We start from the raw sequence: 26,930 nt of genomic DNA, 5'->3' as shown, positions 1-26,930 counted from the left end.
GCACTCAACCACACCTAGATGATGGCCGACATCCTCGGCGGTGTGCTCGAGGTGGCAGCCAACATCGCGATTACCGCGCTGGCCACTGCTGCCGTGGTGGCGGCCACGGGCATCACGGTCGTCACCGGGGGGTTGGGTTGCATCGTGCTCGGCTTGGTGGTGGGCACGATCGTCGGCCTCGCCATGAGCAAGACCGGGGCCGACAAGGGCCTGAGCAACTGGTGCGAGAAGATCAGCAACGCGCTGTTTCCGCCCACGGTGCAGGCGAACATTCTTACCGGCTCCACCAACACCCTCACCAACAACATTCCCGCCGCCCGGGCCGCCGGGGCGATCCCGTCCCATGTCGCGCCGGCCGGCACCGAACTGGAAATACCCGAGCCGGAAGCCGAAGCCAGTTACCTCGACATGGCCGAGAGTTTCTTCTCGCAGATGTGGCGCCCCACCGTTGCCACCCCGGCACCCGGCGCGGTGCCCAAGCCGCTGGACCTGCTCGTCTGCATGAAGCATCCGCCGATGCCGCCGCAGTTCATGGCCGAGGGCTCGGACAAAGTCACCATCAACGGCCAGCCTGCCGTGCGCAGTGGCGACCGCAGCACCTGCGATGCCAAGGTCGTATCGTCCGGGCTGATTTCCTCCAACGTGACCATTGGCGGCGGTTCGGTGGTGGTGCGCGAGATCCGCAGCGGCAAGACGCCGGGCGTGGGGCTGGCGGTCACCGCGCTGCTGATGCTCAAGGGTGGCAAGGGCAAATTTTTCAGCAAATTGCCCTGCATGCTGGTCGGTGGCGCGACGTCGATGGCCGTCAGCAGCGCGATGGGGGCCATGGCCAACGCCGCCATGGGCTCGTCGAACCCGGTGCACGCCGCCACCGGGGCCAAGGTGTTGGGCGGTGACGAAGAGCTGGATTTCGTGTTGCCGGGGGTGCTGCCGATAGATTGGCAGCGCTTCTACAACAGCCGTGACGAGCGGCGCGACGGGTTGTTCGGCGCCGGCTGGAGCGTGTCCTACGAGGTGTGCGTTGAAATTCTGTCTCACCCCGAGGGCGGGGAAACGCTGGTCTACACCGATGAACAGGGTCGGCGCATCGACATGGGGTCGATCCCCTTGGGCGGTGCGGTGTTCAGCGCGGGTGAAGGGCTCAGTGTTCGACGGCACGTTAATGGACAACTGTTGATTGAAAGCGATGACGGGCTATACCGGCTGTTTGACGTCACACCCGGTAACCCGTCTTTGTTGCGCCTGAATCAGCTCGGTGATCGCAACGACAACCGCATTTACCTCGACTACGACGACGCCGGAGGGTTGGCGCGCCTGCGCGACACCTTTGATCTGGTGCAGGTCGAGCTGATTCGCGAACGCGACCGCGTGACCCACATCGAACGCCTGTACCCCGATCAACGTCGCGAAGCCCTCGTCAGTTATGGCTACGACGCAGCCGGCAACCTGGCCGAAGTACGCGACGCCACCGGCCAAGTGCAACGGCGCTTCGCCTACGACGCCGGGCGGCGGATGGTCGAGCACCAGCTGCCCACAGGGCTGCGTTGTTTCTATGAATGGGCGTTGATTGAAGACCTTGAATGGCGCGTGGTCCGGCACTGGACCGACGAAGGCGACGCTTACCAGTTCGACTATGACCTCGGTGCCGGTGTCACGCGCATTACCGATGGTTTGCAGCGCGTCAGTACGCGGCGCTGGAACAGCCAGCACCAGATCACCGAATACACCGACAACCTCGGCCAGACTTGGCAGTTCGAGTGGAACGACGAGCGCCAGTTGCTCAGCGCCACCGACCCGCAGGGCGGGCGCTACGAATATAGCTACGACGACGCCGGCAACCTGATCGGCGAAACCGACCCGCTGGGCCGCAGTGACTCGACCTTGTGGCTGGAGCTCTGGGCCTTGCCGCTGGTAGACACCGACGCTGCCGGCAACAGTTGGCAATACCGCTACGATCAGCGCGGCAACTGCATCGTCGAAACCGATCCGCTGGGCCACATCGTTCATCGACTGGAACGCGACGCCGTCGGCCGGCTGATCGCCAAACTCACCGACGATGGCCGTACCGACTACACCTACGACCCACTGGACCAGCTCACCGCCGTCACCTTCACCGACCACCACGGCAACGCCCAAACCCTGAGCTTCGCCTACGACGCCCTCGGCCAGTTGCTCGAAGAGCAAAGCGCGGCTGGCAGCCTGCACTATCACTATGACGAACTCGGCAACCTGATCCAGACCCAACTGCCCGACGGCCGCTGGCTCAATCGTCTGTACTACGGCAGCGGCCACCTGCATCAGATCAACCTCGACGGCCAGGTCATCAGCGACTTCGAACGCGACCGCCTGCACCGCGAAGTGCTGCGCACCCAAGGCCAGATCAGCACCCGCAGCGAATACGACCGCAGCGGACGCTTGCGCTCACGCCAACGCCGACACAGCAGCCAGCCCTCGCTGATGCCGGCAGCCGTGCAGAAACATTTCGAGTACGACCCCGCCGACAACCTGATCGGCAAACTCGACCAGCAACCCGCCGCGCAACATCGCCAACTGCTGCACTACGACGCCACCGGCCGCATCATCGCCAGCCAGGACAGCCTGCACGGCCAGCGCGAAACCTTCGCCTACGACGCCGCCGCCAACCTGCTCGACGGTCCGCAACCCGGCGCCGGGCTGGTGGTGCACAACAAACTGCTGACCTACCAGGACAAGCGTTACCGCTACGACGCGTTTGGCCGGATGATCGAAAAACGCAGCGCTAAGCGGGGCCTGCAACGTTTTGCCTACGATGCCGAAAGCCGGTTGATTGAAGTGCGCAATGAAAACGGCAGCGTGCTCAGGATGACCTACGACCCGCTGGGCCGGCGCATTAAAAAAACCGAGCACGACACCAACGGCTACCCGCTCGGTGAAACCCGCTTCACCTGGGACGGCCTGCGCCTGTTGCAGGAGCATCGCCACCAACAGACCAGCCTTTACCTCTACGAAGACGAAGGCTACGAACCCCTGGCCCGCGTCGACGGCACCGGCCCGCTGCAAAAAATCCGCTACTACCACAACGACCTCAACGGCCTGCCGGAACAGCTCACCGAGACGGACGGCCATAACGTCTGGCAGGCGACTTATCGGGTGTGGGGAAACACGTTAGAGGAGGTGCGCGAGCCGTACTACATTGAAGAGCAGAACCTGAGGTTTCAGGGGCAGTACCTGGACCGGGAGACGGGGCTGCATTTCAATACGTTCAGGTTTTATGATCCGGATGTAGGGCGGTTTACGACGCCGGATCCGATTGGATTGGCGGGGGGATTCAATCTTTACGCATTCGTTCTGAATCCGTTCACTTGGTTGGACCCTCTAGGCCTTGCCGGCTGTACGCTGACCAAGGCACGGTCGAAACAGTACGACTACAAACTGCGATTGAAACGTTCAGAGTATCCGCAGACGTTCGGTCATATCGACGGTGCAATCAAGAAAGGTCACCCCTACATTGTGACCATTCAACGTGACACCGCTAAGCTCAATCGCAAACTCAGCTTGAAAGACATCAAGACTAAAACAGGCAAGGATCGGGACGAATGGCCGATGGCAATGTTCAAGGAAGGTGGTAACGGCGCCAGCGTCAAATACATCGATCCTAGTGATAATCGGGGTGCTGGCTCGAGTATCGGCAACGCCCTGTCCGACCTCCCCAACGGGACCAGAGTTAAAATCGAGGTTTACTGATGAAAAATAATGCTCAATCTGTGGATCTACTGATATCCCACAGCCAAATTCAATTCCGCTCACGGCCCTTCGACGAAACCTCAAGCCAATGGGGCAAAATTAACTTGGAGCAGGGTGCGGTCCTCCATAGCGACTATGTTGTGTTTGACCCTCTACCCGAAGATGCTTTCGGGGCAAACGTGCACCTGAAACTGGAAGACAGTTTCAACCTCGACCTCTCCACCCAGCGCTGCATCGTCGTGCCATTTCATGTCACGGATCCCGGTCATGTGGAAATTGCATCCGCTGCTGAAAAATTCAAGGTCGAGCTTGATCTAGAGAAACGCGACTATGCGTTGTACTTCGAGGTTTGTGAGGGTGAAGAAATCTTTTACAAAATCACTCTAGTCCCATCAGACAGCAAAGCTCCAGCTAGGTACCTGCTGGACGATCCTTGGGGCGGCGAGAAAGACAAGGTACTGGTAGAGGGACTTCGTTAGAAGTTCATCTCTGCGTCCAACAAAAATGGGCACCTGATCCAGTCCGTGTGCCTGTTTTTGCCGGCCGCCGAGCAGAAACATTTCGAGTACGACCCCGCCGACAACCTGATCGGCAAACTCGACCAACAACCCGCCGCGCAACACCGCCAACTGCTGCACTACGACGCCACTGGCCGCATCATCGCCAGCCAGGACAGCCTGCACGGCCAGCGCGAAACCTTCGCCTACGACGCCGCCGCCAACCTGCTGGACAGCCCGCAACCCGGCGCCGGACTGGTGGTGCACAACAAACTGCTGACCTATCAGGACAAGCGTTACCGCTACGACGCGTTTGGCCGGATGATCGAAAAACGCAGCGCTAAACGGGGACTGCAGCGCTTCGGTTATGACGCCGAAAGCCGATTGATTGAAGTGCGCAATGAAAACGGCAGCGTGCTCAGGATGACCTACGACCCATTGGGCCGGCGCATCGAAAAAACCGAGCACGACACCAACGGCTATCCGCTCGGTGAAACCCGCTTCACCTGGGACGGCCTACGTCTGTTGCAAGAGCATCGCCATCAACAGACCAGCCTCTACCTCTACGAAGACGAAGGTTACGAACCCCTGGCCCGCGTCGACGGCACCGGCCCGCTGCAAAAAATCCGCTATTACCACAACGACCTCAACGGCCTGCCGGAACAGCTCACCGAGGCGGACGGCCATAACGTCTGGCAGGCGACTTATCGGGTATGGGGTAACACGTTAGAAGAGGTGCGCGAGCCGTACTACATTGAGGAGCAGAACCTGCGGTTTCAGGGGCAATACCTGGACCGGGAGACGGGGCTGCATTTCAATACGTTCAGGTTTTATGATCCGGATGTGGGGCGGTTGACGACGCCGGATCCGATTGGGTTGGCGGGGGGACTCAATCTTTATCAGTACTCACCTAACCCATTCACTTGGATAGACGCTCTGGGCCTGAGTTGCTCGAGCGATGCTAAAGTTCTTGGAAGCCGTTTGGGTAAAGCGCCAAACTCAAACTATCGAGCCCACCATATAGTAATGTCTAATTCGAAGGATGTGCGTATGCGCTGGTTGAGAAGACGTATGGACAGACTTGGTATTGACATAAATCAGAAAGAAAATGGTATATGGCTACCTGTAAACCCACAGTCCCGCTTACCAAATACAACAGCAACCGCTCATGCCGGGGAAGGCGTACATGGCAATGCGTATAAACAACACGTATGGGAAACCCTGAAAGGGGCGAACACAAAATCTGGATTCGAGTCGGGTTTAAATAAACTCAACTTGGAGCTCAACGGTGGAAAGGTTTTTCCATTAGCAAAGTAGGAGATTCCCCCATGAAGGACTTTTTATGCGCACGACTCAACGAATATAAGGATAAATACTCAGAGCTTATATCGTCTATGGAGAAAAACTACAAAACGACAATCTGGGGCATGGGGATCATGCCTTCCTATTCGCCGGCCCCCTATATGTCGGAGCTCCAGGGATGTAAGCCTGGACGCTTTCTAAAAAAAGATTCCGAGCCAGACAAAAACAGGCAATGTTACTTCTTAAATAAAGATAACAACATAATAGGTGAGTTGAAATTTGCGAAATACGTAACAATTAAAAAGCAATGGATTGTTTATAGAAGATTTTTTTTGCATGAGGCCGATCAAATCCTTGAGCTTACATTCGGCAGTGAGCTAAACGGCAACCTAGAGGCCAACCTTGACTCGGTTTCCCTTATTAAGTTTCTGAATGACAAAGCTACAGGGCATTACTGCTTGAACAACACGGGAGAATACTTCGAAACCCTTTATAAATATAACGCCGATAAAATCACTTCGATTACTGAAAAAATATGGCGAAGCACCTTCACGGAAAGATTTTATGAGATCAATCACGCAGGTGATTCCCTAACCATTTTTGAAGTACTTACGGACAATAGCAAACTGAAAATTTATCCTGAGGAATGATTGACGAGATCAAACTCTTGACGAGCAAGTATTTACCCACACTTGAAGACTCAGAGCATTCGAGAGGCGGCCGTACTCTAGGGTTATTTATTACCATCCAAGATGGCGGCTCCACCCAGCCCAACATTCACGGAAACGATGCTTCACCTGGGACGGCCTGCGTCTGTTGCAGGAGCATCGCCATCAACAGACCAGCCTCTACCTCTACGAAGACGAAGGTTACGAACCGCTGGCCCGTGTCGACGGCACCGGCCCGCTGCAAAAAATCCGTTATTACCACAACGACCTGAACGGCCTGCCGGAACAGCTCACCGAGGCGGACGGCCACAACGTCTGGCAGGCGAGTTATCGGGTGTGGGGCAACACGTTAGAAGAGGTGCGCGAGCCGTATTACATCGAAGAGCAGAACCTGCGGTTTCAGGGGCAGTACCTGGACCGGGAGACGGGGCTGCATTTCAATACGTTCAGGTTTTATGATCCGGATGTGGGGCGGTTTACGACGCCGGATCCGATTGGGTTGGTGGGGGGATTCAACCTCTATCAATACGCACCGAATCCGATTGGGTGGGTGGATCCGTGGGGGTGGGAAGTTTGTCGACTCAGCGCCTCACAGAAGAGAGCGATGGGGCCTGCACCTAAGGGTATGGTAAAGCCGCATTACCATCATATCGTCCGCGAAAAAGCTCCAAAAAGCTGGAAAGCTCAAAATCAAAAGTACATTACCGACTCGCAAAAAATTCTGGCCAAACACAAAATTGGTCTAAACAACGACCCGCGCAACTTCACCTGGGCCCAAAATGGTGGAGGGAATCACTCGATAGCCAGCGCCAAAAAAGTCTATGAAATACTACAGAAAGCGGACGTCGGCGGGCTGGCCAGTGTCCAAAACGCATTGAAAAATATGGGTGCTCAAATGTCAAAAGGTATTTTTTAAATGAACAACCCAGAAGAAACTTATGAAAAGAACATCAAGACTTTATTAGCCATTCACGCAGACATCGCGTCGGGTAGTGCAGCCTCACTAAAAAAGCACCTAGAGAAAAATTCCGTTCTATTGCACCTGCCCATGTATGGCCTTGATGGGCATGAGACCCTGCTGCACATGGCTGCCGAACAGGGTCAAACCGAAATTTGCCGCTTATTGGTGTCTTTAGGTATTGCGCTGGACCAGCCTGCCGTCAGTTCCGGCAATAGCACGCCACTTGCCGCAGCCGCTGGCAATGGACATCTACAAACATGCCAATGGTTTCTTGAGGCCGGTGCTTTGGTGGATGGGTGGCCTAACAGCATAACCACCCCCCTGATTGACGCGATTACCTTTGGGCATCAGGACGTCGTTAATCTTCTTATAGAACACCATGCCAACATCAATCGACTGCACACCAGGCTGAATACCGCACCATTGGACATCGCCAATACCTGGGGATTTACAGAGATTGCGTCCACCTTAAGAAAATCGGGGGCGGTCAGTATCATGGACATTGTTGAAAGCCGGCCCGAGGAATTTGGTGGTTCTATAGTCACTTTCGTGCACAACACCGCTGGCTGGGTTTTACCCGCACAACTGAGCCCCTTCACTAATGAAGAGGGTCTGGAGCTGCGTATCAGCTGTATTGATGGCAAAAACAAGTTCAAGTTACTCTTCACCATCGGACTTTTTGCCAAAAGTCCTCATACCGAATTATTCGTATGCTTGCCTGGCGACTGGCCTCTTACGCAGCAAGGTTTTACCCCCCACAGTCCTTGGGTTTTTCCGGTTGAGTTGCTGTCTCTGCTCGCTCGCCACACGTTCGATGATGGCCCCTTGTCGGAAGGCTTCTTGATTCGTCGTTCCGATGCCATGTATGCCAACCTGGCCTGGCCAGACGAAGTGGATGCTTTCGTGGCCGTGGATAAAGCCTGGGATACGAAAACTGAAAAAGAGACGATCCCCGACGATGAAAAGGTGATGCTCTATGTTTTGGCACCTGTCAAATTCACGAAAAAAGGCGAACCTGACGCAGAAGCATTGCGTGCTCTGATACAACGCAAACGTACAGCCAGTTGGGCGAGTGTGGTCATTCCCGCTCCGGATCCAGGGATACCACAGTAGAAATGCTTGAAAACACATTCTCAAATGACGAAGCGGCCATCACGCCAGCGGATCTGGATCATCTGGAATCCGTCATTGGTAAGAAGCTACCGACGCCCTTTAGAAACCATTACCTCAAGTACAGCGGCGGCGTACCGGAGCGGACCTATTGGGTCAGCGAAGATTTTGACGAGCCACTGGAAGTGGTTGCGTTCAAGCCGATTACCGGTGACGACTCCACACTGCTGTCCACCTACCAGTTGATGCTAAAAAAACAGGTACTTCCTGCACACCTCCTGCCTTTCGCGAACGACTGGGGTGGCAACTTCTTTTGCTTGAATCTTGATACGGAGGCCGTTAGTTATTTTACGACTGATAGCTTTGATAGCGACCTAAGCCCTGAAGAGAATCAGGCTCAATCCGAAAAACTGGTCTGCTCGAATTTCCTCCGGTTTGTTCAAGGGTTGATCGGTGAGGAAGATTTGGACGAGGAGTGAATGGGTCAACGCCGCTGTTTAAAAGCCTTGTAGGTAACGTCGTGAAAGCTACAACATCTTGCGTCGTTGCCTACGGCTACGCCAGAATCCGCCGGCTTGTGCGCTTTGGGGCCGGTCGGTAACTTCATTCGTGTCACTGATCGTCAGTGGTCGGGTTTAGTCGCCCGCTGGTAATTGAAGTTGTACAAGCGTCCGTCAGACAGGTATTTCCTACCTGCTTTTGATGGTAGCTGTGCGTAGGGCACCTTTGGGTGCGCCGGCTTCTTCAATTCCCCGGTCCGACTAACCTGCGTACAGCTGCCACCCCTTCGTTTAGTCGGCGAAGTGGTGTCAGCATCACTCAAGGAATTGAAGATCATGTTCAAGGTCACACCTAACCCACCGGACACCGATTCGGTCTCCCCATACGAAAGCCCTGATTCAAAAAAACTCAACGACGCCGCCGAGCGCGCCCTCGACCATCACTTCCCGCCAGCCGAACCAAAACCATCGAAACGCAACGGCCAACTCTTCAGCGTCTGCCCGGGCATCAACACTGAAGCCCTCCTCGCCAACGCCTCGGAAGACCTCTTGTCCATCAGCGCCATCGCCGCCGACCTCGCCGACGATGTGGACGGTTCACGCCGCTCCATAGTCTTGGCGCTCAGCCGCATGGCCGACGGGGTGCATTTGTTGGTGGAGCGAGCGCTGGATCACCTGAATGAGCCGGAAATAGCAGCGATTCTCGCCAGGAAACAAAGCCGAGTCGGCTGATCCGCCAGACAGAAAAAATGGGCACCCAACCTCGTTGGCGTGCCCATTTTTTATCCCGCTAACCCGCTATGCGGGAAGTCGGTGCGTGTTACGGATTAACGCTGTCCTTCAACGATTTGCCCGGCTTGAACGCAACAGTGTTGCTGGCCTTGATTTTGACTGGCTCACCGGTCTGCGGGTTTTTGCCGGTACGGGCACCGCGATGGCGTTGCAGGAATGTCCCGAAGCCCACCAGCGTGACGCTGTCTTTGCGGTGCAGAGCGCCGGTGATTTCTTCGAGAACGGCGTTGAGAACGCGGTTGGCCTGTTCTTTGGTGAGGTCTGCTTTTTCCGCAATTGCAGCGGCGAGTTCTGGTTTACGCATTAGTGAAGCCCCTTTGACGGTTTTTTGTTGTTATGTCCGTGCTGTTCTCGTTGGAACAGCGCCTAAGGCGCCGCAGGTGCTCTACTCTGCGGCAGACGGGAGTGAGAATGGCACGCGCTTCAGAGCGGCGCCAGTCTCCCCGCGACCTTTGTGGGAGCAAAAGCGGGGTGATTCCGACAGAACGACCGCTATTTACGCCAGCAAGGCCGGAAGCTCTTTGTTCAGGGCGAGTTTTTCCATCACCGCTGCGCCTGTCAGGGCATAGCCCAGCAATTTGCCGGCGCTGTCACGGCACAACACTTTGATGTCCGCGCCCTGCCCTTCGACCGTCCAGACGCCCTCCGCGCCCCGCGGCGGCGGCGAAACCACCAATGGGCAGACCGGGGTTTTCACGGTGATTGGCATCGGGCCATAACTCACTGCTGTAGGGTTGCCGGCGAGGGTTTGGGCCAGCGCTCTCGCACAGCTCATGAGGGGCATGACGTACAACAGATTCAGCCCATCGACCTCGGCGCAGTCGCCCAAGGCATAAATGTTGGCGTGAGAAGTTTTCAGATGACGGTCGACCACTACGCCACGGTTGACCTGCAGCCCGGCAGCGGCCGCCAGGTCGATGCGCGGACGCAGACCGATGGCCGACACCACCACATCGCAGGAGATCACCTGGCCATCGGACAGATGCGCTTCCAGGCCATCAGCCACTCTTTGCAGGCGATTGAGCACCGGCCCGAGGTGGAAGCGCGCGCCCAGGCTTTCCAGGCCGGCCTGGACCGCAGCGGCAGCGGCCGGGTGCAGCAAGGTCGGCATGACCTGTTCGCACGGTGCAACCAGTTGCACCTCGTAACCACCGAGGATGAGGTCGTTGGCGAATTCGCAGCCGATCAAACCGGCACCCAGCAGCAATACCCGATGCTTGCCGGCCGCGGCCGCGCGAAAGCGTGCATAGTCTTCAAGATCATTGATCGGGAAAACGGCATCCGCCGCGTCGCCTTCGATCGGCACCCGCACGGTTTCCGCGCCCCACGCCAGGATCAGGTCACGGTAGATCACCGCTTCCTCACCAATCCACAGGCGTTTATGGCCTGGATCGATACCGCTGATACGCGTGTGGGTGCGCACTTCGGCTTTCAATTGCTCGGCCATGGCGCCCGGTTCGGCCATGCTCAGGCCGTCGGCGTCTTTATTCTTGCCGAAGCCGGTGGAGAGCATCGGCTTGGAGTAGGAGCGTCCGTCATCTGCGGTAATCAGCAGCAGCGGAGTTTCGCCATCGAGTTTGCGAAACTCCCGGGCCAGGTTGTAGCCAGCCAGCCCAGTGCCGACGATCACGACAGGTGCGTTCATTCCCTTACTCCTTGGATTCTTAGTTGATTTCGATCATTTCGAAATCCATCTTGCCCACGCCGCAGTCCGGGCACAGCCAATCTTCCGGCACGTCCTGCCACAGCGTGCCCGCCGCAATACCGTCGTCCGGCCAGCCCTCGGCCTCGTTATAAATCAGGCCGCAGACCACACATTGCCACTTTTTCATTCAGTTACTTCCTCAGGATTCAGGCTTTTGCCGGCGCGAACGGTCGATCGGTGAAGCGTTGCCGTCCGGCTCAGGGCGTTTTGTACTGATCGGACCCGGCAGATGCAAGCCTGTTCGGCGTAACGGCAGGCCGGTCAATCAAAATCGGCGCCTGACATGGTAAGCTCGCCGCCTCATTTGCTGCCAATAATGACTCACTGTGCCGCACTCAAAATCCCCCTCCGCGACACCGGTCTGGCTTCCCCGAAGCCAACTGACGCCCCTCCCCGATACGTCTACGCTCGATTGGCTGTTCGATGAAGGGTCGCTGACCCGACGCTTGATCCGCCTGTCGAATGATGGCTTCAGCGTCACGCCGCTGTTCGAAGGCTGGCAATCGTTGCGCGCCGACGAATGTGCTGCGCTGGAGCTGGCCGAAGGCAGTGAAGGCTGGGTGCGCGAGGTGTATTTGCGCGGCCACGGAGAAGCCTGGGTGTTTGCCCGCAGCGTGGCGGCGCGTAGCGCGTTGCAGGGTGATGGATTGCATATGGATGAATTGGGCAGCCGCTCTCTGGGTGAATTGCTGTTTTGCGATCAGGCATTCCAGCGCCGGGCCATCGAGGTTTGTCACTATCCTCAAGCATGGTTGCCGGTGGATGCTCAGGCGCCTGAACTGTGGGGCCGGCGCTCGCGTTTCGACCGCGGCGCCTTGAGCGTGCTGGTGGCCGAGATTTTCCTGCCGACCTTGTGGAGCGCCACCCGCGCCCATCCGGAGAATTGCTGATGTACCAGAGCCTGCTCAAGTCCCTGAACCGCGTGAATCCTCGGGCCTGGGATTTTATTCAGCTGACCCGCATGGACAAGCCGATCGGCATTTATTTGCTGCTGTGGCCGACGCTGTGGGCACTCTGGATTGCCGGTGAAGGTTCGCCTTCATTGGTCAATATCGTGATTTTCGTGCTCGGCGTGGTGCTGACCCGTGCCGGCGGCTGCGTGATCAACGATTGGGCGGACCGCAAGGTCGATGGCCACGTGAAACGCACCGAACAGCGGCCGCTGGTGAGCGGCAAGATCAGCTCGAAAGAAGCCCTGGTGTTCTTCGCCGTGCTGATGGGCGTGAGCTTCTTGCTGGTGCTGTGTACCAACGCAGCGACGGTCTGGCTGTCACTGGGCGGCTTGGCCCTGGCGTTCACTTACCCATTCATGAAGCGCTACACCTATTACCCGCAAGTGGTACTGGGCGCGGCGTTCTCCTGGGGCATGCCGATGGCATTCACCGCCGAAACCGGTGAGTTGCCGGCGGCGGCCTGGTTGTTATGGATCGCCAACCTGTTGTGGACCGTGGGCTACGACACCTATTACGCCATGACCGACCGCGACGACGACTTGAAGATCGGGGTGAAATCCACGGCGATTCTGTTTGGCGACGCCGACAGGGCGATCATTCTGACCCTGCAAGGATTGGCATTGGGGTGCCTGCTGCTGGCGGGCTCGAAATTCCAGCTCGGCGGCTGGTTCCACCTCGGGTTACTGGCGGCGGCGGGTTGTTTTGCGTGGGAGTTCTGGTACACCCGCAGCAAGGACCGGATGCGCTGCTTTCAGGCGTTTTTGCATAACCATTGGGCGGGGTTGGCGATTTTTGTCGGGATTGTGCTGGATTACGCGTTGCGCTGAAGCGACTGAGCCTTCGCGGGCAAAAGCCTCGCTCCTACTGGAACGAGGCTGTGGTTCCTGAACTCGCTTACTTCTTCGGTCCGGTATTGGTGATGACGTGCCAGACATCTTTCATGCCGTCACCCTTCATCTCTCCAGGTTTTTCGTCCTTCATAAACGTATATAGCGGCTTACCGTCATAAGCCCATTGCATCGTGCCATCATCCCGTTTAATTGGCGTAAATTTGCCTTCGGCCTTGGCGCCTGCCGGGGCCATCATCGGTGGCCAGTTCTTGGCACAATCATCGTTACACATCGACTTGCCGCCGGTGTCCTTGTCGAACGTGTAAACGGTCATACCCTTGTGGTCGACCATCATGTCGCCTTTCATCATCGCCGGTTCGGCGGCGAAAGCCATCGTCGGAAAAATCAAGGCAGTGGCCAACATCAGGGTTTTGAAGGAAAACGAGTGCGATGTCATGGAAACCTTCCTCTTGTGGTTGTCAGGATTCGGACTTAAAGCTTAGTTCAGGATCCCGCCAATCACAGGACAGCTAAAATACTGTCACACGACTGCAATAATTCCGTTATCTAATGCGGCGCAAGACAGTTAAATGACAAGAGGATTAACGCATGGTTGGCAGGAGCATTCTGATCGTTGACGACGAAGCGCCCATTCGCGAAATGATCGCCGTTGCGTTGGAAATGGCCGGCTATGACTGCCTGGAGGCGGAGAACTCGCAGCAGGCCCATGCCATTATCGTCGACCGTAAACCGGACCTGATTTTGCTCGACTGGATGCTGCCCGGCACTTCCGGCATCGAGCTGGCCCGCCGCCTCAAACGCGATGAGCTGACTGGGGATATCCCGATCATCATGCTCACCGCCAAGGGCGAAGAGGACAACAAGATCCAGGGCCTGGAAGTCGGCGCTGATGACTACATCACCAAACCATTTTCCCCGCGAGAGCTGGTGGCGCGCCTGAAAGCCGTTCTGCGCCGCGCCGGCCCGACTGATGGCGAGTCGCCAATCGAAGTCGGCGGCCTGCTGCTGGACCCGATCAGCCACCGCGTGACCATCGACGGCAAACCCGCCGAGATGGGCCCGACCGAATACCGCCTGCTGCAGTTTTTCATGACCCACCAGGAACGTGCCTATACCCGCGGCCAGTTGCTGGATCAGGTCTGGGGCGGCAATGTCTATGTCGAAGAACGCACCGTCGATGTACACATCCGGCGCCTGCGCAAAGCCCTCGGCGATGCCTATGAAAATCTGGTACAAACCGTGCGCGGCACCGGCTACCGGTTTTCCACCAAGGCCTGAGCCGACCGCCAGACTCGCTGACAAGGACGCATTTTTTCGTGAACCAAAACTGGCATGGCACCCTGATTCGCCACATGCTGTTGCTGGTCACCGCCTGCCTGGTGATCGGCCTGATTTCCGGCTACTACGGCTGGAGCCTCGCCGTGGGCCTGGGCCTTTATCTGGCCTGGACCCTCAAGCAACTGCTGCGCCTGCACGAATGGCTGCGCCTGCACAAACCCGATGAAGCACCACCCGATGGCTATGGCCTGTGGGGCGAAGTGTTCGACAGCATCTACCACTTGCAACGCCGCGACCAACGGGTGCGCGGGCGCCTGCAAGCGGTGATCGACCGGGTCCAGGAATCCACCGCGGCACTGAAAGACGCGGTGATCATGCTCGACAGCGATGGCAACCTGGAATGGTGGAACCGTGCCGCCGAAACCCTGCTTGGTCTCAAGACCCCTCAGGACAGCGGCCAGCCCGTGACCAACCTGGTGCGCCATCCGCGCTTCAAGGAATACTTCGAACAGGACAGCTACGCCGAGCCGTTGGAAATTCCTTCACCAATCAATGATCGCCTGCGCATTCAGCTGTACATCACCCGCTATGGCAACAACGAACACTTGATGCTGGTGCGCGACGTGACGCGTATCCATCAGCTGGAACAGATGCGCAAAGACTTCATCGCCAATGTGTCCCACGAACTGCGCACGCCGCTGACGGTGATCTGCGGCTACCTGGAGACCCTGCTCGACAACGTCGAGGAAGTGAACCCGCGCTGGACCCGTGCGCTGCAGCAGATGCAGCAGCAAGGCGGGCGCATGCAGACCTTGCTTAACGATTTGCTGCTGCTGGCCAAACTGGAAGCCACCGATTACCCGTCGGACAATCAACCGGTGTCCATTGACAGCCTGCTGCAATCGATCAAGGGCGACGCTCAGCAACTGTCGGGCCAAAAAAACCAGCACATCAGCCTGGAAGCCGATCCGACGATCCTGCTCAAGGGCAGCGAAGCCGAATTGCGTAGCGCGTTCTCCAACCTGGTGTTCAACGCAGTGAAATACACCCCGGCAGAAGGCAATATCCGAATTCGCTGGTGGGGTGACGATCAAGGCGCGCATTTGAGCGTGCAGGATTCGGGTATCGGCATCGACAGCAAACACTTGCCGCGCCTGACTGAACGCTTCTACCGCGTCGACTCCAGCCGCAACTCCAATACCGGCGGCACCGGGCTGGGACTGGCCATCGTCAAGCATGTGTTGCTGCGCCACCGGGCACGTATGGAAATCAGCAGTGTGCCGGGGCACGGCAGCACGTTTACCTGCCATTTTGCGCCAGCCCAGGTGACCAAATCCCGGGTTATCAGCACCGCCGATTGATACCGGCCAGCACTCGCCACTAGGCAAGCCAAGAGTCAGCCGCTACATTGGCTGACTTGTGCCTGCCTTTCAGGCGCACTTTTTTCTTTCCTTTCGAATACACGGAACCCGCAAAACCCCATCATGGACCCTTCCCCTGGCTTGACCCTCGCGACACTCTTCGCCGATTTCGGCATGATTCTTTTTGCTCTGATCCTGGTTTTGCTCAACGGCTTTTTCGTTGCGGCGGAATTTGCCATGGTCAAACTACGCTCGACCCGGGTCGAAGCCATCGCTGAACAACACGGCTGGCGCGGACATATCCTGCGCACCGTGCACAGTCAGCTCGATGCTTACCTCTCGGCCTGCCAATTGGGCATTACCCTCGCCTCCCTCGGCCTGGGCTGGGTCGGTGAGCCGGCGTTCGCCCATATTCTCGAGCCGGTACTGAGCGCTGTTGGCGTAGAGTCCGCCGAAGTGGTCAAAGGCGTGTCGTTCTTTACGGCGTTCTTCATCATTTCGTACCTGCACATCGTGGTCGGTGAACTGGCCCCGAAATCCTGGGCTATCCGCAAACCCGAGCTGCTGTCGCTCTGGACAGCCGTGCCGCTGTACCTGTTCTACTGGGCCATGTACCCGGCCATCTACCTGCTCAACGCCAGCGCCAACCAGATCCTGCGGATCGCCGGCCAGGGTGAACCCGGCCCGCATCACGAGCACCATTACAGCCGTGAAGAACTGAAACTGATCCTGCACTCCAGCCGTGGCCAGGACCCGAGCGACCAAGGCATGCGCGTTTTGGCCTCGGCGGTGGAGATGGGCGAGCTGGAAGTGGTCGACTGGGCCAACTCCCGGGAAGACCTGGTGACGCTGGAGTTCAACGCGCCACTCAAGGAAATTCTGGCGATGTTCCGTCGCCACAAGTTTAGCCGCTACCCGGTGTATGACAGCGAGCGTCAGGAGTTCGTCGGCCTGCTGCACATCAAGGATTTGCTGCTGGAACTGGCCGCACTGGATCACATTCCCGAGTCGTTCAACCTCGCCGAACTGACCCGCCCGCTGGAGCGCGTGTCTCGCCACATGCCGCTGTCGCAGTTGCTGGAACAGTTCCGCAAGGGCGGTTCGCATTTCGCCGTGGTCGAGGAAGCCGACGGCAACATCATCGGCTACCTGACCATGGAAGACGTGCTGGAAGTGCTGGTGGGCGACATTCAGGACGAACACCGCAAGGCCGAACGCGGGATCCTCGCGTATCAGCCGGGCAAACTGCTGGTGCGGGGCGATACACCGCTGTTCAAGGTCGAACGCCTGCTGGGCATCGATCTGGACCACATCGAAGCCGAAACCCTCGCCGGTCTGGTCTATGAAACCTTGAAACGGGTGCCGGAAGAGGAAGAAGTGCTGGAAGTAGAAGGTTTGCGGATCATCATCAAGAAGATGAAAGGGCCGAAGATCATTTTGGCCAAGGTGTTGATGCTCGATTAATGCGCTGATCCAGATCCGCGTCGACCCCTTCGCGGGCAAGCCCGCTCCCACAAGGACTTGCGCAGGACCTGTGGGAGTGGGCTTGCCCGCGATGGCGTTGGGTCAGGCACCCATTACTTCTTGCCCAACGCAAAGTTGGGCAACGCGCCTACCGGTTGATTGAACTGGTACGGAATCGATACCAACCCCAACCCGGTATTGCGCTGCACCACGAAGTGCAAGTGCGGGCCGCTGCTGTTGCCGGTATTGCCCGACAGCGCCAGCGCACTGCCCACCACCACTCGCTGACCTTCCCGTACGCTGACTGAGCCTTTCTTGAGGTGCAGGTACACGCCCATCGTTCCGTCATCGTGCAATACCCGCACGAAATTGCCTGACGGATCGTTGCCGCGCCCGGTCTGGCCATTCTCGGTTTTCACCACCATTCCGCCGCGCGCCGCGATGATCGGCGTGCCTTCGGGCATGGCGATGTCCATCGCATAACGGTTCTTCGGCCCGTAGTGGCTGTATTGGCCATTGGCGCCTTGGCTCAGCCGAAACGGCCCGCCACGCCAGGGCAACGGATATCGATACGCCATGGCGGCCCCTGCGGGGTCGCCCAGGGAATATTCGAACCTTGGAGTATAGACCAGCGGCCTTCCGGCCTTCGTCGCCTTGAGCAGCGCCAGGCGAAGGTTACTGCGCGCTGGCATAACCCGACGGATCGGTCGGCTCGGCGCGCCGCTGACGTTATTCAGCCCGGCAAAACTCAGCTCGATCTCGACCGGCGCATACAGGTCGTTGCGCACGAACACGCTGTCCATGCCCCTCTGTTTCTTGATATCGAGGTACACCTGCCGTTCAAGCCGCTCGACCATCCGGTCCCGAAAAACGAACACCTTCGCGCCTTTGGTGGGGCGGTCGCTGTAAGAGACCACGCCACTGGCGTCGGTGGACCGGTAAATCGTCATGGCCACAGCCGAGGTGGAGGCCATGAACAGACCACAGAAAAACAGCAGGCGCGCGAGCATGGGCAAGATTCTGTCGAGTAAGGCCTGGAAAGGAGCCTAGCAGCTGAAATGGACCAGCGTAGTCGACAGATGTTTCAAATGATCATTCCCACGCTCTGCGTGGGAATGCAGCAAGGGACGCTCTGCGTCCCATCCGAAGCGGACACGGAGCATCCGGGGAGGCATTCCCACGCAGAGCGTGGGAACGATCAGCGGTACACGTTACGCGCCCGGTACGAAATGCTTCTGTGCGGTGCCACGGGCGATCAGGCGGGAGATGTAGTCGAGCTTCTGCGCATCCTGGTCGACAAAGCGGAAAGTCAGTTGCAGCCAGTCGCTGTCAGGTTTCGGCTCGTAGGCAACGATGGCGTGCAGGTAGCCGTTGAGGCGGGCGATTTCAGCGTTCTCGCCCTGCTCCAGGTCGAGCACGGCGCTGTCGAGGACTTGCGGCAGAGTGTCAGTGCGCTTCACCACCAGCAGTGCTTCCTTGATGCTCAAGGCCTTGATCACGCATTGCTGGGTGCCACTCGGCAGGCGCAGTTGGCCTTGACCGCGCCCGCTGGCAGGCGCGGAAGCAGCGACCGGTGCCTTGACCGGCGGAGTGTTGAGCAAGCCGCGAGACGGTGCGGCAGCCGGGGCTGGTGCGACGACAGCAGCCTTGCCACCGGTCAACGCGCTCAGGGAATCGTTGCCGAATGCCGAGTTCATTTTGGTCGGCGCACCGCTCATCAGGGCGTCAAGTTTGCCGACCTTGTTCAGCGCCTGTTTGACCTTGGTCAGCAGTTGCTCGTTGGTGAACGGCTTGCTGACGTAGCCGGAAACTCCGGCCTGAATCGCCTGGACGACGTTCTCTTTGTCGCCACGGCTGGTGACCATCACGAACGGCATGGTCTTGAGGTTGTCCTGCTCGCGGCACCAGGTCAGCAGTTCCAGACCGGACATCTCCGGCATTTCCCAGTCGCACAGAACCAGGTCGAACGCTTCTTTGGCCAGCATGGCCTGGGCCTTTTTGCCGTTGACTGCATCTTCGGTCCGGATCCCGGGGAAGTAGTTACGCAGGCACTTCTTTACCAGGTCACGAATGAACGCCGCATCGTCCACGACCAACACACTAATCTTGCTCATCCAACACCCCTTTAAAAATCCCGGCAAGCATAACGCTGGCTGATGGCACTTTGCCAAAACTCTTCAGTCACGCCGGGACTTTTCGTTCGCGGGTGCTGCTTTTCAATTCTTCAATTCGAAGCCACGCAAACAAAAACGCCCGGCCAAAGGGCCGGGCGCTTTCCTAGGGGCAGTCTTACTTATCGTCAGCTTTGCCCGGAACATTAGCGGTTTCGGCACTTGTGCCTTCAACTTCTTCCTTCATGCGCTTGAGGCCCAAGTGACGCACGTCGGTGCCGCGCACCAGGTAAATCACCAGTTCCGAGATATTGCGCGCGTGGTCGCCGATCCGCTCCAGGGAACGCAGCACCCAGATAATGCTCAAGACCCGCGAAATAGAGCGTGGGTCTTCCATCATGTAGGTGGCGAGTTCACGCAGTGCAGTCTTGTATTCGCGATCGATGATCTTGTCGTACTGCGCCACCGACAACGCCAGGTCGGCGTCGAAGCGGGCAAACGCGTCCAAAGCATCGCGAACCATGTTGCGCACCTGGTCACCAATGTGGCGAACTTCCACGTAACCGCGTGGGGCTTCGCCTTCTTCGCACAACTGAATGGCACGACGGGCGATTTTGGTGGCTTCGTCGCCGATACGCTCCAGGTCGATCACCGACTTGGATATGCTGATGATCAAACGCAAGTCCGACGCTGCCGGCTGACGACGGGCCAGAATGCGCAGGCATTCTTCGTCGATGTTGCGTTCCATCTGGTTGATCTGGTCGTCGATCTCGCGAACCTGCTGGGCCAGGCCGGAGTCGGCCTCGATCAGCGCGGTGACCGCGTCGTTGACCTGCTTTTCCACCAGCCCGCCCATGGCCAGGAGGTGGCTGCGCACTTCCTCGAGCTCAGCGTTGAACTGCGCGGAGATGTGATGGGTAAGGCCTTCTTTACTAATCATGTTGGCGTCCTTGGAGCGTCCGGTAAGGTGCGGTGGACCGCAGCGTCAGTTCAGTGAGCAACAACAGCTTCCTAGCCGTAGCGACCAGTGATGTAGTCTTCGGTCTGCTTCTTCGCCGGATTGGTGAACAGGGTATCGGTGTCGCCGAATTCCACCAGTTTGCCCATGTACATGAACGCCGTGTAGTCGGAAACCCGCGCGGCCTGTTGCATGTTGTGGGTCACGATAACAATGGTGAACTTGGATTTCAGTTCGTAGATCAGCTCTTCGACTTTCAGCGTCGAGATCGGGTCGAGCGCCGAGCATGGCTCATCGAGCAGCAGGACTTCCGGCTCCACGGCGATGGTGCGGGCAATCACCAGACGTTGCTGCTGACCACCGGACAGGCCGAGCGCCGACTCGTGCAAACGGTCTTTGACTTCCTCCCACAGGGCCGCGCCTTTCAATGCCCACTCGACCGCTTCGTCCAACACACGCTTCTTGTTGATGCCCTGAATGCGCAGGCCGTAGACCACGTTCTCGTAGATGGTTTTCGGGAACGGGTTGGGCTTCTGGAACACCATCCCGACGCGACGACGCAGCTCAGCCACGTCCTCGCCCTTACGGTAGATGTTGTTGCCGTAGAGGTTGATCGCGCCGTCGACGCGGCAACCGTCCACCAAGTCGTTCATGCGGTTGAAGGTGCGCAGCAGCGTGGACTTGCCGCAGCCGGACGGGCCGATGAAGGCGGTCACGCGCTGTTTCGGGATGTTCATGCTGACGTCGAACAGCGCTTGTTTGTCGCCGTAGAACAGGCTCAGGCCCGGCACTTCGATGGCCACGGTTTCTTGCTCGAGGCTCAGGCTCTGTTTGTCGCGGCCCAGGGCCGACATGTTGATACCGTGAGTGTGTGCTTCGTGCTGCATGGGAGGCTCCCTGTGCTAACAAATTCGGTTCAGTGAGCCGCTGGCCTCACAAGATTGGGCCAGCGGTGTCGCCGTTCTGTAGGAGCGAGGCTTGCCCGCGAAGGCGTCCTTGAAATCGCCTTCGCCGGCAAGCCTGGCTCCTACAGGGAGCGGCAGTAATCAGCTATCCAATGCTTTGTATTTTTCGCGCAGATGGTTACGGATATAAACGGCCGACAAGTTGAGCGTGGCAATCACCAGCACCAGCAGCAATGCAGTGGCGTATACCAGCGGCCGCGCGGCTTCGACGTTCGGGCTCTGGAAGCCGACGTCATAAATGTGGAAGCCCAAGTGCATGATCTTTTGGTCCAGGTGCAAGTACGGGTAGTTGCCATCCAGCGGCAACGACGGCGCCAGTTTCACCACGCCCACCAGCATCAGCGGCGCCACTTCACCGGCGGCACGGGCCACGGCGAGGATCATCCCGGTCATCATCGCCGGGCTGGCCATCGGCAGCACGATCTTCCACAAGGTTTCTGCCTTGGTTGCGCCGAGGGCCAACGAGCCTTCACGCACGGTGCGAGGAATCCGCGCCAGGCCTTCTTCAGTGGCCACGATTACCACCGGCACCGCCAGCAGCGCCAGGGTCAGCGAGGCCCAAAGCAGGCCCGGCGTACCGAAGGTCGGCGCTGGCAGTGCTTCAGGGAAGAACAACCGGTCGACCGAACCGCCGAGCACGTAGACGAAGAAGCCCAGACCAAACACGCCGTAAACGATGGCCGGAACACCCGCCAGGTTGTTCACCGCGATGCGGATCAGCCGGGTCATCGGCCCCTGACGTGCATATTCACGCAGGTAGACCGCCGCCAGCACGCCGAATGGCGTCACGATCATCGCCATGATCAACGTCATCATCACGGTGCCGAAAATCGCCGGGAAAATCCCGCCTTCGGTGTTGGCTTCACGCGGGTCATCACTGAGGAATTCCCAGACCTTGCTGAAGTAGAAGCCGATCTTGGTGAAGGTGCCCATGGCGTTCGGCTGGTAGGCGTGAACCACTTTACCGATGCCGATTTCGACTTCTTTGCCGTTCGCGTCGCGAGCGGTCAGGCTGTCGCGGTTGAACTGCGCGTGCAGATCATTCAGACGCGCTTCGATTTCCTGATAACGGGCATTCAACTCGGCGCGTTCGGACTCCAGGTCCGCTTGTGCGGCAGCGTCGAGACGGCCGGCCAGTTCCAGTTTGCGACCGTGCAGACGCACACGTTCCAGACCTGCGTTGATCGCGCCGATGTCGACCTTTTCCAGGGTCTTGAGCTGCGCGGCGAGCTGGTTGACGCGATCGACACGCGCCTGCAACTCAGGCCATGCGGCCTCGCCTTCAGCAATGACCTTGCCATCCTGTTTGACGTTGACCAGGTAGCCGTAGAAGTTGCCCCACTCACGACGCTCGATAGCCATCAGCTCGGGTGGAGTCGTTTGGTTAGTTAGCCACTCGCCGACAATCCACGTGAAGTCAGTGCCGTTCAGATCACGGTTGCCGACCTTGATCAACTCGCGGGTCATGAACTCCGGGCCCTGATCGGGCACCGGCAGGCCAGCGCTTTTCAGGCGCTCGCGTGGCACTTCTTCCTTCTGCACCACTTCGCCGACAACGAGGTGGTTGGCCTGGCCCGGCACGTCGTAACTGGCGTGCACCAGGTCCGCTGGCCAGAAGTGGCCCAGGCCGCGCACGGCAATCACCGCCAGCAGGCCAATGGTCATGATGACCGCAATGGACACCGCGCCACCGCTGATCCAGACGCCGGGGGCGCCGCTCTTGAACCATCCATTCAGGGAGTTCTGTTTCACAGACTTCTACCTTTCTTAAAGCGACGAGTATTTCTTGCGCAGACGCTGACGAATCAGTTCCGCGAGGGTGTTCATGACGAAGGTGAACAACAGCAGCACCAGCGCCGAGAGGAACAGCACGCGGTAGTGGCTGCCGCCGACTTCCGATTCGGGCATTTCCACTGCGACGTTGGCCGCCAGGGTGCGCAGGCCTTCGAACAGGTTCATTTCCATGACCGGGGTGTTACCGGTGGCCATCAGCACGATCATGGTTTCGCCGACCGCGCGGCCCATGCCGATCATCAGCGCCGAGAAGATGCCCGGGCTGGCGGTGAGGATCACCACGCGCGTCATGGTCTGCCACGGTGTGGCACCGAGGGCCAGGGAGCCCAGAGTCAGGCCGCGAGGCACGCTGAACACGGCGTCTTCGGCGATCGAGTAGATGTTCGGAATGACCGCGAAGCCCATGGCCAGACCGACTACCAGAGCGTTGCGCTGGTCGTAGGTAATCCCTAAGTCGTGGGAGATCCACATGCGCATGTCGCCGCCGAAGAACCAGGTTTCCATGTACGGGCTCATGTACAGCGACAGCCAGCCCACAAACAGAATCACCGGGATCAGGATCGCGCTTTCCCAGCCGTCCGGCACCCGCAGGCGCAGCGATTCAGGCAGGCGACTGAAGGTGAAACCGGCGACCAGGATGCCAATTGGCATCAACAGCAGCAGACTGAAAATCCCCGGCAAATGCCCTTCCACGTACGGCGCAAGGAACAGGCCGGCGAAGAAGCCGAGGATCACCGTCGGCATCGCTTCCATCAGCTCGATCACCGGTTTGACCTTGCGACGCATGCCTGGAGCCATGAAGTACGCGGTGTAGATCGCCGCGGCAACGGCCAGTGGCGCAGCCAGCAGCATCGCGTAGAACGCGGCTTTCAGGGTACCGAAGGTCAGCGGCGAGAGGCTCAGCTTGGGTTCGAAGTCGGTGTTGGCGGCGGTCGATTGCCAGACGTATTTAGGCTCGTCGTAGTTCTCGTACCAGACCTTGCTCCACAACGCGCTCCACGAGACTTCCGGGTGCGGGTTGTCGAGCAGCAACGGTTGCAGCTTGCCACCCTGCTCCACGATCACGCGGTTGGCCCGTGGCGACAGGCCGAAAAGGCCTTGGCCGTCGACCACCTGGTCCACCAGCAAAGTGCGGTGAGCGGTGCTGTGGAACACGCCGAGTTTGCCGGAAGCGTCGAGGGCAACGAAGCCTTTGCGACGTTCTTCGGCGGTGATCTCCACGATCGGCGTAGTGCCCATCTGGAAGGTACGGATCTGCTTGAAGCGTTGTTCGCCATCCGGGTCGCGAGCCATGAACCACTGGGCGAGGCCGCCCTTGGAGTCACCGACGATCAGCGAGATGCCGCCCAGCAATTGAGTGCTGGCGGTCACTTCGGCATCGCCATTTTCAAGCAATTTATAGCGACCGTTGAGGCTCTTGTCGCGCAGGCTGAAAACGTCGGCCTGAGCACGACCGTTGACCACGTACAGCCACTGCTGACGCGGGTCGACGAAGATGTTTTTCACCGGCTCGGTCATTTGCGGCAGGTCAATGCGCTTCTGCTCATTGGTGACTTCGCCGGTCATCATGTTTTCTTCGCTGGTCAGCGACACGACATGCAGCTGCGCACCGGTGGAACCGGCCAGCAGCAGGGTCGAATCAGTGGCGTTGAGGCTGACGTGCTCTAGAGCACCGCCCGCCTCGTTCAGCGCGATGGGTGTTTCGCCGTAGGGGTATTCAACGGCCGGCGAGATGGTTTTCTTGCCATCCGGGTAGCTGACTTTATACGTGTGACGGAACACCAGCGCCTGACCGTTGGACAAACCCACCGCCACCAATGGCTGGCCAGGTTGATCTTCACCGATGGAGGTCACGCTGGTGCCGGCTGGAATCGGCAGGTCGACGCGGCGCAGCTCGGCGCCAGTGTCGATATCAAAGAACAGTGCCTGGCCCTTGTCGGAAACCCGCATGGCGACCTGGTTCTGCTCTTCGAGGGAGATCATCAGCGGCTTGCCGGCGTCTTGCATCCAGGCAGGCATGATGGCGTCTTTGGCGGTCAGGTCGGCACCCTGGAACAGCGGCGCGACGACGTAACCGAGGAAGAAAAAGATCAGGGTGATCGCGCCAAGAACGGCGAGGCCGCCGACGAGGACATACCAGCGGGTCAGCCGATCTTTCAGCGCACGAATACGGCGCTTGCGGTGCAGCTCAGGCGTATTGAAGTCAATTCGCTTGGGGGGATTTGTAGTCATGGTGGAGTTGGCCAGATCATTCATTCGCACACCCTAGCGATCCTGTATGACAGAAAGATGACAATGCAGTGACGCAACAAATCCGCCGCCGGTGGGAACTGGCAGTGGATCGGAAATTTGGGGGCCGGTATTTACCGGCATTGTAGGAGCGAGGCTTGCCCGCGAAGGGGTCGTTACATTCAACATCAATGTTGACTGACCCACCGCTTTCGCGGGCAAGCCTCGCTCCTACACAGGTCCGGGGTTTAGCCCGGACCTAGGGTTTTACTTTTTTACTACGTTGTTGCCTTCTTGCAGACCCAGGTCAGCCAGTGCTTTTGCAGCAACCTTGGCTGGCAGCGGGATGTAGCCGTCTTTCACAACCACTTCCTGACCCTGTTTGGACAGAATCAGCTTCACGAACTCGGCTTCCAGCGGGGCCAGAGGCTTGTTCGGGGCCTTGTTGACGTATACGTAGAGGAAACGCGACAGCGGATACTTGCCGTTCAGGGCGTTTTCTTCGGTGTCTTCAACGAACTCGGTGCTGCCTTTCTTGGCCAGGGCTACGGTTTTCACGCTGGCGGTCTTGTAGCCGATGCCCGAGTAACCAACGCCGTTCAGCGAGGAGCTGATCGATTGCACAACCGAAGCCGAACCTGGTTGTTCGTTGACGTTTGGCTTGAAGTCGCCTTTGCACAGGGCTTCTTCTTTGAAGTAGCCGTAAGTGCCAGATACCGAGTTACGACCGAACAGCTGAACCGGCTTGTTTGCCAGGTCGCCGGTCACACCCAGGTCGCCCCAGGTTTTCACGTCGGTTTTAGCGCCGCACAGACGCGTCGAGGAGAAGATCGCGTCGACCTGTTCCATGGTCAGGTGCTTGATCGGGTTGTCTTTGTGTACGAAGACAGCCAGGGCGTCCACGGCAACCGGAATAGCGGTTGGCTTGTAGCCGTATTTGGTTTCGAAGGCTTGCAGCTCGTTGTCCTTCATCTTGCGGCTCATCGGGCCCAGGTTAGCGGTGCCTTCAGTCAGCGCAGGTGGCGCGGTGGAAGAACCGGCAGCCTGAATCTGGATGTTTACGTTCGGGTATTCTTTTTTGTAGTTCTCAGCCCACAGGGTCATGAGGTTAGCCAGGGTATCGGAGCCGACGCTGGACAGGTTGCCCGACACACCAGTGGTCTTGGTGTAGCTCGGGATCGACGGGTCAACAGCGGCAACCGCGTTGGCAGTCGCAACGCCAGCAGCGACAAAAGTCATTGCCGCCATCAAACGCTTCAGTTTCATGCCTTACTCCTAGCAGATAGGTGTGTTAAGTCGGGGCCAAGTATCAGCAGGCCGTGTGAACACTCTATGGCTGAAATATGACAATTGGATGAAAGGCCAGCATCTAGCGATAGATCGTTCCCACGCTCTGCGTGGGAATGCATCTCGGGACGCTCTGCGTCCCATTCAAAAGCGGACGCAGAGCGTCCATGGCGGCATTCCCACGCAGAGCGTGGGAACGATCGGTTACAAGGTTAGCGCCCCTTCTTCCAGAGATACCCACCCACCAGAATCCCGACACCACAAATGATCGCCACATAATAGGCCGGCCCCATCGGGCTTTCCTTCAAGAGCAACGTCACGACCATCGGCGTCAGGCCACCGAAAATCGCGTAAGCCAGGTTGTAGGAAAACGACAACCCGCTGAACCGCACCACCGCCGGGAAGGCTTTGACCATCACAT

The 26,930-nt window shown here is 58.3% G+C and carries 22 protein-coding genes and 3 pseudogenes; 13 read left to right on the top strand and 12 right to left on the bottom strand.

Annotated elements, in window-relative coordinates:
- The first annotated feature begins 18 nt into the window (after nt 1–18).
- The 8 genes and pseudogenes from F6R97_RS14995 (at nt 19) to F6R97_RS14960 (ending at nt 9,493) form a co-directional block, all read left to right on the top strand.
- Complete coding sequence (locus F6R97_RS14995) at nt 19–3,723, top strand: RHS repeat-associated core domain-containing protein (protein ID WP_315866748.1); 3,705 nt, start codon at nt 19–21, stop codon at nt 3,721–3,723.
- Nucleotides 3,723–4,202 carry a competence protein ComJ gene (comJ, locus tag F6R97_RS14990; protein WP_315866747.1) on the top strand — a complete coding sequence of 160 codons (480 nt, stop codon included), beginning with the start codon at nt 3,723–3,725 and terminating at the stop codon, nt 4,200–4,202. The genes F6R97_RS14995 and comJ overlap by 1 nt, the downstream gene beginning before the upstream one ends.
- 57 nt (nt 4,203–4,259) lie before the next feature.
- A pseudogene (locus F6R97_RS14985) lies at nt 4,260–5,537 on the top strand (RHS repeat-associated core domain-containing protein); the annotation flags it as partial.
- An 11-nt stretch (nt 5,538–5,548) separates the two neighbouring features.
- A complete protein-coding gene (locus tag F6R97_RS14980) occupies nt 5,549–6,172 on the top strand; it encodes a hypothetical protein (RefSeq protein ID WP_048397914.1) in 624 nt (207 codons plus the stop codon).
- Between the two features lie 142 nt (nt 6,173–6,314).
- Nucleotides 6,315–7,106, top strand: a pseudogene (locus tag F6R97_RS14975) (RHS repeat domain-containing protein); the annotation flags it as partial.
- Nucleotides 7,107–8,264, top strand: a complete 1,158-nt coding sequence (locus F6R97_RS14970; RefSeq protein WP_083377332.1) for an ankyrin repeat domain-containing protein — start codon at nt 7,107–7,109, stop codon at nt 8,262–8,264.
- 2 nt (nt 8,265–8,266) lie between these two features.
- Nucleotides 8,267–8,740 carry an SMI1/KNR4 family protein gene (locus F6R97_RS14965; protein ID WP_315866746.1) on the top strand — a complete coding sequence of 158 codons (474 nt, stop codon included), beginning with the start codon at nt 8,267–8,269 and terminating at the stop codon, nt 8,738–8,740.
- Nucleotides 8,741–9,097: 357 nt separating this feature from the next.
- Entirely contained in the window at nt 9,098–9,493 is a 396-nt protein-coding gene (locus F6R97_RS14960; protein WP_048397463.1) for a DUF6124 family protein, read from the top strand.
- A gap of 88 nt (nt 9,494–9,581) precedes the next feature.
- Here the strand turns inward: F6R97_RS14960 and F6R97_RS14955 are convergent, their stop codons facing one another.
- The 3 genes from F6R97_RS14955 to F6R97_RS14945 all read right to left on the bottom strand — a co-directional run bounded on the left by F6R97_RS14955 (nt 9,582) and on the right by F6R97_RS14945 (nt 11,385).
- On the bottom strand, nt 9,582–9,857 hold the full coding sequence (locus F6R97_RS14955) for an HU family DNA-binding protein (RefSeq protein ID WP_003213368.1): 276 nt from the start codon (nt 9,855–9,857) through the stop codon (nt 9,582–9,584).
- Nucleotides 9,858–10,049: 192 nt separating this feature from the next.
- A complete protein-coding gene (locus tag F6R97_RS14950) occupies nt 10,050–11,198 on the bottom strand; it encodes an NAD(P)/FAD-dependent oxidoreductase (protein ID WP_315866745.1) in 1,149 nt (382 codons plus the stop codon).
- Nucleotides 11,199–11,217: 19 nt separating this feature from the next.
- A complete protein-coding gene (locus F6R97_RS14945; RefSeq protein WP_010465298.1) occupies nt 11,218–11,385 on the bottom strand; it encodes a rubredoxin in 168 nt (55 codons plus the stop codon).
- A 199-nt stretch (nt 11,386–11,584) separates the two neighbouring features.
- On the opposite strand from F6R97_RS14945, the gene F6R97_RS14940 reads away from it, so the two are divergent.
- Nucleotides 11,585–12,148 (top strand): chorismate--pyruvate lyase family protein, encoded by a 564-nt coding sequence (locus F6R97_RS14940; protein WP_315866744.1) that lies wholly within the window; start codon nt 11,585–11,587, stop codon nt 12,146–12,148.
- Entirely contained in the window at nt 12,148–13,038 is an 891-nt protein-coding gene (ubiA, locus tag F6R97_RS14935) for a 4-hydroxybenzoate octaprenyltransferase (RefSeq protein ID WP_315866743.1), read from the top strand. Before F6R97_RS14940 ends, ubiA begins: the two co-directional genes overlap by 1 nt.
- Before the next feature lie 67 nt (nt 13,039–13,105).
- Here the strand turns inward: ubiA and F6R97_RS14930 are convergent, their stop codons facing one another.
- Nucleotides 13,106–13,498: a hypothetical protein gene (locus F6R97_RS14930; RefSeq protein ID WP_038980597.1), complete on the bottom strand. Its 393-nt coding sequence runs from the start codon at nt 13,496–13,498 to the stop codon at nt 13,106–13,108.
- Between the two features lie 152 nt (nt 13,499–13,650).
- Between F6R97_RS14930 and phoB the strand changes: the two genes are divergently transcribed.
- The 3 genes from phoB (at nt 13,651) to F6R97_RS14915 (ending at nt 17,165) form a co-directional block, all read left to right on the top strand.
- Nucleotides 13,651–14,340 carry a phosphate regulon transcriptional regulator PhoB gene (gene phoB, locus F6R97_RS14925; protein ID WP_008007735.1) on the top strand — a complete coding sequence of 230 codons (690 nt, stop codon included), beginning with the start codon at nt 13,651–13,653 and terminating at the stop codon, nt 14,338–14,340.
- A 74-nt stretch (nt 14,341–14,414) separates the two neighbouring features.
- Nucleotides 14,415–15,701: a phosphate regulon sensor histidine kinase PhoR gene (phoR, locus tag F6R97_RS14920; protein WP_217450417.1), complete on the top strand. Its 1,287-nt coding sequence runs from the start codon at nt 14,415–14,417 to the stop codon at nt 15,699–15,701.
- A 123-nt stretch (nt 15,702–15,824) separates the two neighbouring features.
- Nucleotides 15,825–17,165, top strand: coding sequence for a hemolysin family protein (locus F6R97_RS14915; RefSeq protein ID WP_038980592.1), 1,341 nt, complete (start codon nt 15,825–15,827; stop codon nt 17,163–17,165).
- A 113-nt stretch (nt 17,166–17,278) separates the two neighbouring features.
- Here F6R97_RS14915 and F6R97_RS14910 read toward each other — a convergent pair whose 3' ends face one another.
- The 8 genes and pseudogenes from F6R97_RS14910 to F6R97_RS14875 form a co-directional block, all read right to left on the bottom strand.
- Complete coding sequence (locus F6R97_RS14910) at nt 17,279–18,175, bottom strand: peptidoglycan DD-metalloendopeptidase family protein (RefSeq protein ID WP_038980590.1); 897 nt, start codon at nt 18,173–18,175, stop codon at nt 17,279–17,281.
- Nucleotides 18,176–18,376: 201 nt separating this feature from the next.
- A complete protein-coding gene (locus tag F6R97_RS14905; protein ID WP_038980587.1) occupies nt 18,377–19,279 on the bottom strand; it encodes a response regulator in 903 nt (300 codons plus the stop codon).
- A 175-nt stretch (nt 19,280–19,454) separates the two neighbouring features.
- Nucleotides 19,455–20,216, bottom strand: coding sequence for a phosphate signaling complex protein PhoU (phoU, locus tag F6R97_RS14900; protein WP_007896483.1), 762 nt, complete (start codon nt 20,214–20,216; stop codon nt 19,455–19,457).
- A 71-nt stretch (nt 20,217–20,287) separates the two neighbouring features.
- Entirely contained in the window at nt 20,288–21,121 is an 834-nt protein-coding gene (gene pstB, locus F6R97_RS14895; protein ID WP_038980585.1) for a phosphate ABC transporter ATP-binding protein PstB, read from the bottom strand.
- A gap of 159 nt (nt 21,122–21,280) precedes the next feature.
- Entirely contained in the window at nt 21,281–22,951 is a 1,671-nt protein-coding gene (pstA, locus tag F6R97_RS14890) for a phosphate ABC transporter permease PstA (protein WP_038980583.1), read from the bottom strand.
- 15 nt (nt 22,952–22,966) lie between these two features.
- Nucleotides 22,967–25,000 carry an ABC transporter permease subunit gene (locus F6R97_RS14885; RefSeq protein ID WP_173667535.1) on the bottom strand — a complete coding sequence of 678 codons (2,034 nt, stop codon included), beginning with the start codon at nt 24,998–25,000 and terminating at the stop codon, nt 22,967–22,969.
- Nucleotides 25,001–25,489: 489 nt separating this feature from the next.
- Nucleotides 25,490–26,488, bottom strand: a complete 999-nt coding sequence (locus F6R97_RS14880; RefSeq protein WP_038980578.1) for a phosphate ABC transporter substrate-binding protein PstS — start codon at nt 26,486–26,488, stop codon at nt 25,490–25,492.
- 233 nt (nt 26,489–26,721) lie between these two features.
- Nucleotides 26,722–26,930: pseudogene (locus tag F6R97_RS14875) on the bottom strand (MFS transporter); the annotation flags it as partial.

This window comes from Pseudomonas sp. JV414, assembly GCF_032424305.1.
Classification (GTDB): Bacteria; Pseudomonadota; Gammaproteobacteria; order Pseudomonadales; family Pseudomonadaceae; genus Aquipseudomonas; species Aquipseudomonas lini.
The sequence above is the reverse complement of the archived record's forward strand: the minus strand, read 5'-3'. Positions and strand labels throughout refer to the sequence as shown.

Bases quoted from the DNA above. Each gene is read 5' to 3' on its own strand.
- F6R97_RS14885 (WP_173667535.1), bottom strand. From the start codon at position 25,000: ATGCAAGACGCCGGCAAGCCGCTGATGATCTCCCTCGAAGAGCAGAAC.
- ubiA (WP_315866743.1), top strand. From the start codon at position 12,148: ATGTACCAGAGCCTGCTCAAGTCCCTGAACCGCGTGAATCCTCGGGCC.
- F6R97_RS14995 (WP_315866748.1), top strand. From the start codon at position 19: ATGATGGCCGACATCCTCGGCGGTGTGCTCGAGGTGGCAGCCAACATC.
- phoB (WP_008007735.1), top strand. From the start codon at position 13,651: ATGGTTGGCAGGAGCATTCTGATCGTTGACGACGAAGCGCCCATTCGC.
- F6R97_RS14880 (WP_038980578.1), bottom strand. From the start codon at position 26,488: ATGAAACTGAAGCGTTTGATGGCGGCAATGACTTTTGTCGCTGCTGGC.
- pstB (WP_038980585.1), bottom strand. From the start codon at position 21,121: ATGCAGCACGAAGCACACACTCACGGTATCAACATGTCGGCCCTGGGC.
- phoU (WP_007896483.1), bottom strand. From the start codon at position 20,216: ATGATTAGTAAAGAAGGCCTTACCCATCACATCTCCGCGCAGTTCAAC.
- F6R97_RS14945 (WP_010465298.1), bottom strand. From the start codon at position 11,385: ATGAAAAAGTGGCAATGTGTGGTCTGCGGCCTGATTTATAACGAGGCC.
- F6R97_RS14910 (WP_038980590.1), bottom strand. From the start codon at position 18,175: ATGCTCGCGCGCCTGCTGTTTTTCTGTGGTCTGTTCATGGCCTCCACC.
- F6R97_RS14950 (WP_315866745.1), bottom strand. From the start codon at position 11,198: ATGAACGCACCTGTCGTGATCGTCGGCACTGGGCTGGCTGGCTACAAC.
- F6R97_RS14915 (WP_038980592.1), top strand. From the start codon at position 15,825: ATGGACCCTTCCCCTGGCTTGACCCTCGCGACACTCTTCGCCGATTTC.
- phoR (WP_217450417.1), top strand. From the start codon at position 14,415: ATGCTGTTGCTGGTCACCGCCTGCCTGGTGATCGGCCTGATTTCCGGC.
- F6R97_RS14980 (WP_048397914.1), top strand. From the start codon at position 5,549: ATGAAGGACTTTTTATGCGCACGACTCAACGAATATAAGGATAAATAC.
- comJ (WP_315866747.1), top strand. From the start codon at position 3,723: ATGAAAAATAATGCTCAATCTGTGGATCTACTGATATCCCACAGCCAA.
- F6R97_RS14905 (WP_038980587.1), bottom strand. From the start codon at position 19,279: ATGAGCAAGATTAGTGTGTTGGTCGTGGACGATGCGGCGTTCATTCGT.
- F6R97_RS14965 (WP_315866746.1), top strand. From the start codon at position 8,267: ATGCTTGAAAACACATTCTCAAATGACGAAGCGGCCATCACGCCAGCG.
- F6R97_RS14930 (WP_038980597.1), bottom strand. From the start codon at position 13,498: ATGACATCGCACTCGTTTTCCTTCAAAACCCTGATGTTGGCCACTGCC.
- F6R97_RS14955 (WP_003213368.1), bottom strand. From the start codon at position 9,857: ATGCGTAAACCAGAACTCGCCGCTGCAATTGCGGAAAAAGCAGACCTC.
- F6R97_RS14960 (WP_048397463.1), top strand. From the start codon at position 9,098: ATGTTCAAGGTCACACCTAACCCACCGGACACCGATTCGGTCTCCCCA.
- F6R97_RS14970 (WP_083377332.1), top strand. From the start codon at position 7,107: ATGAACAACCCAGAAGAAACTTATGAAAAGAACATCAAGACTTTATTA.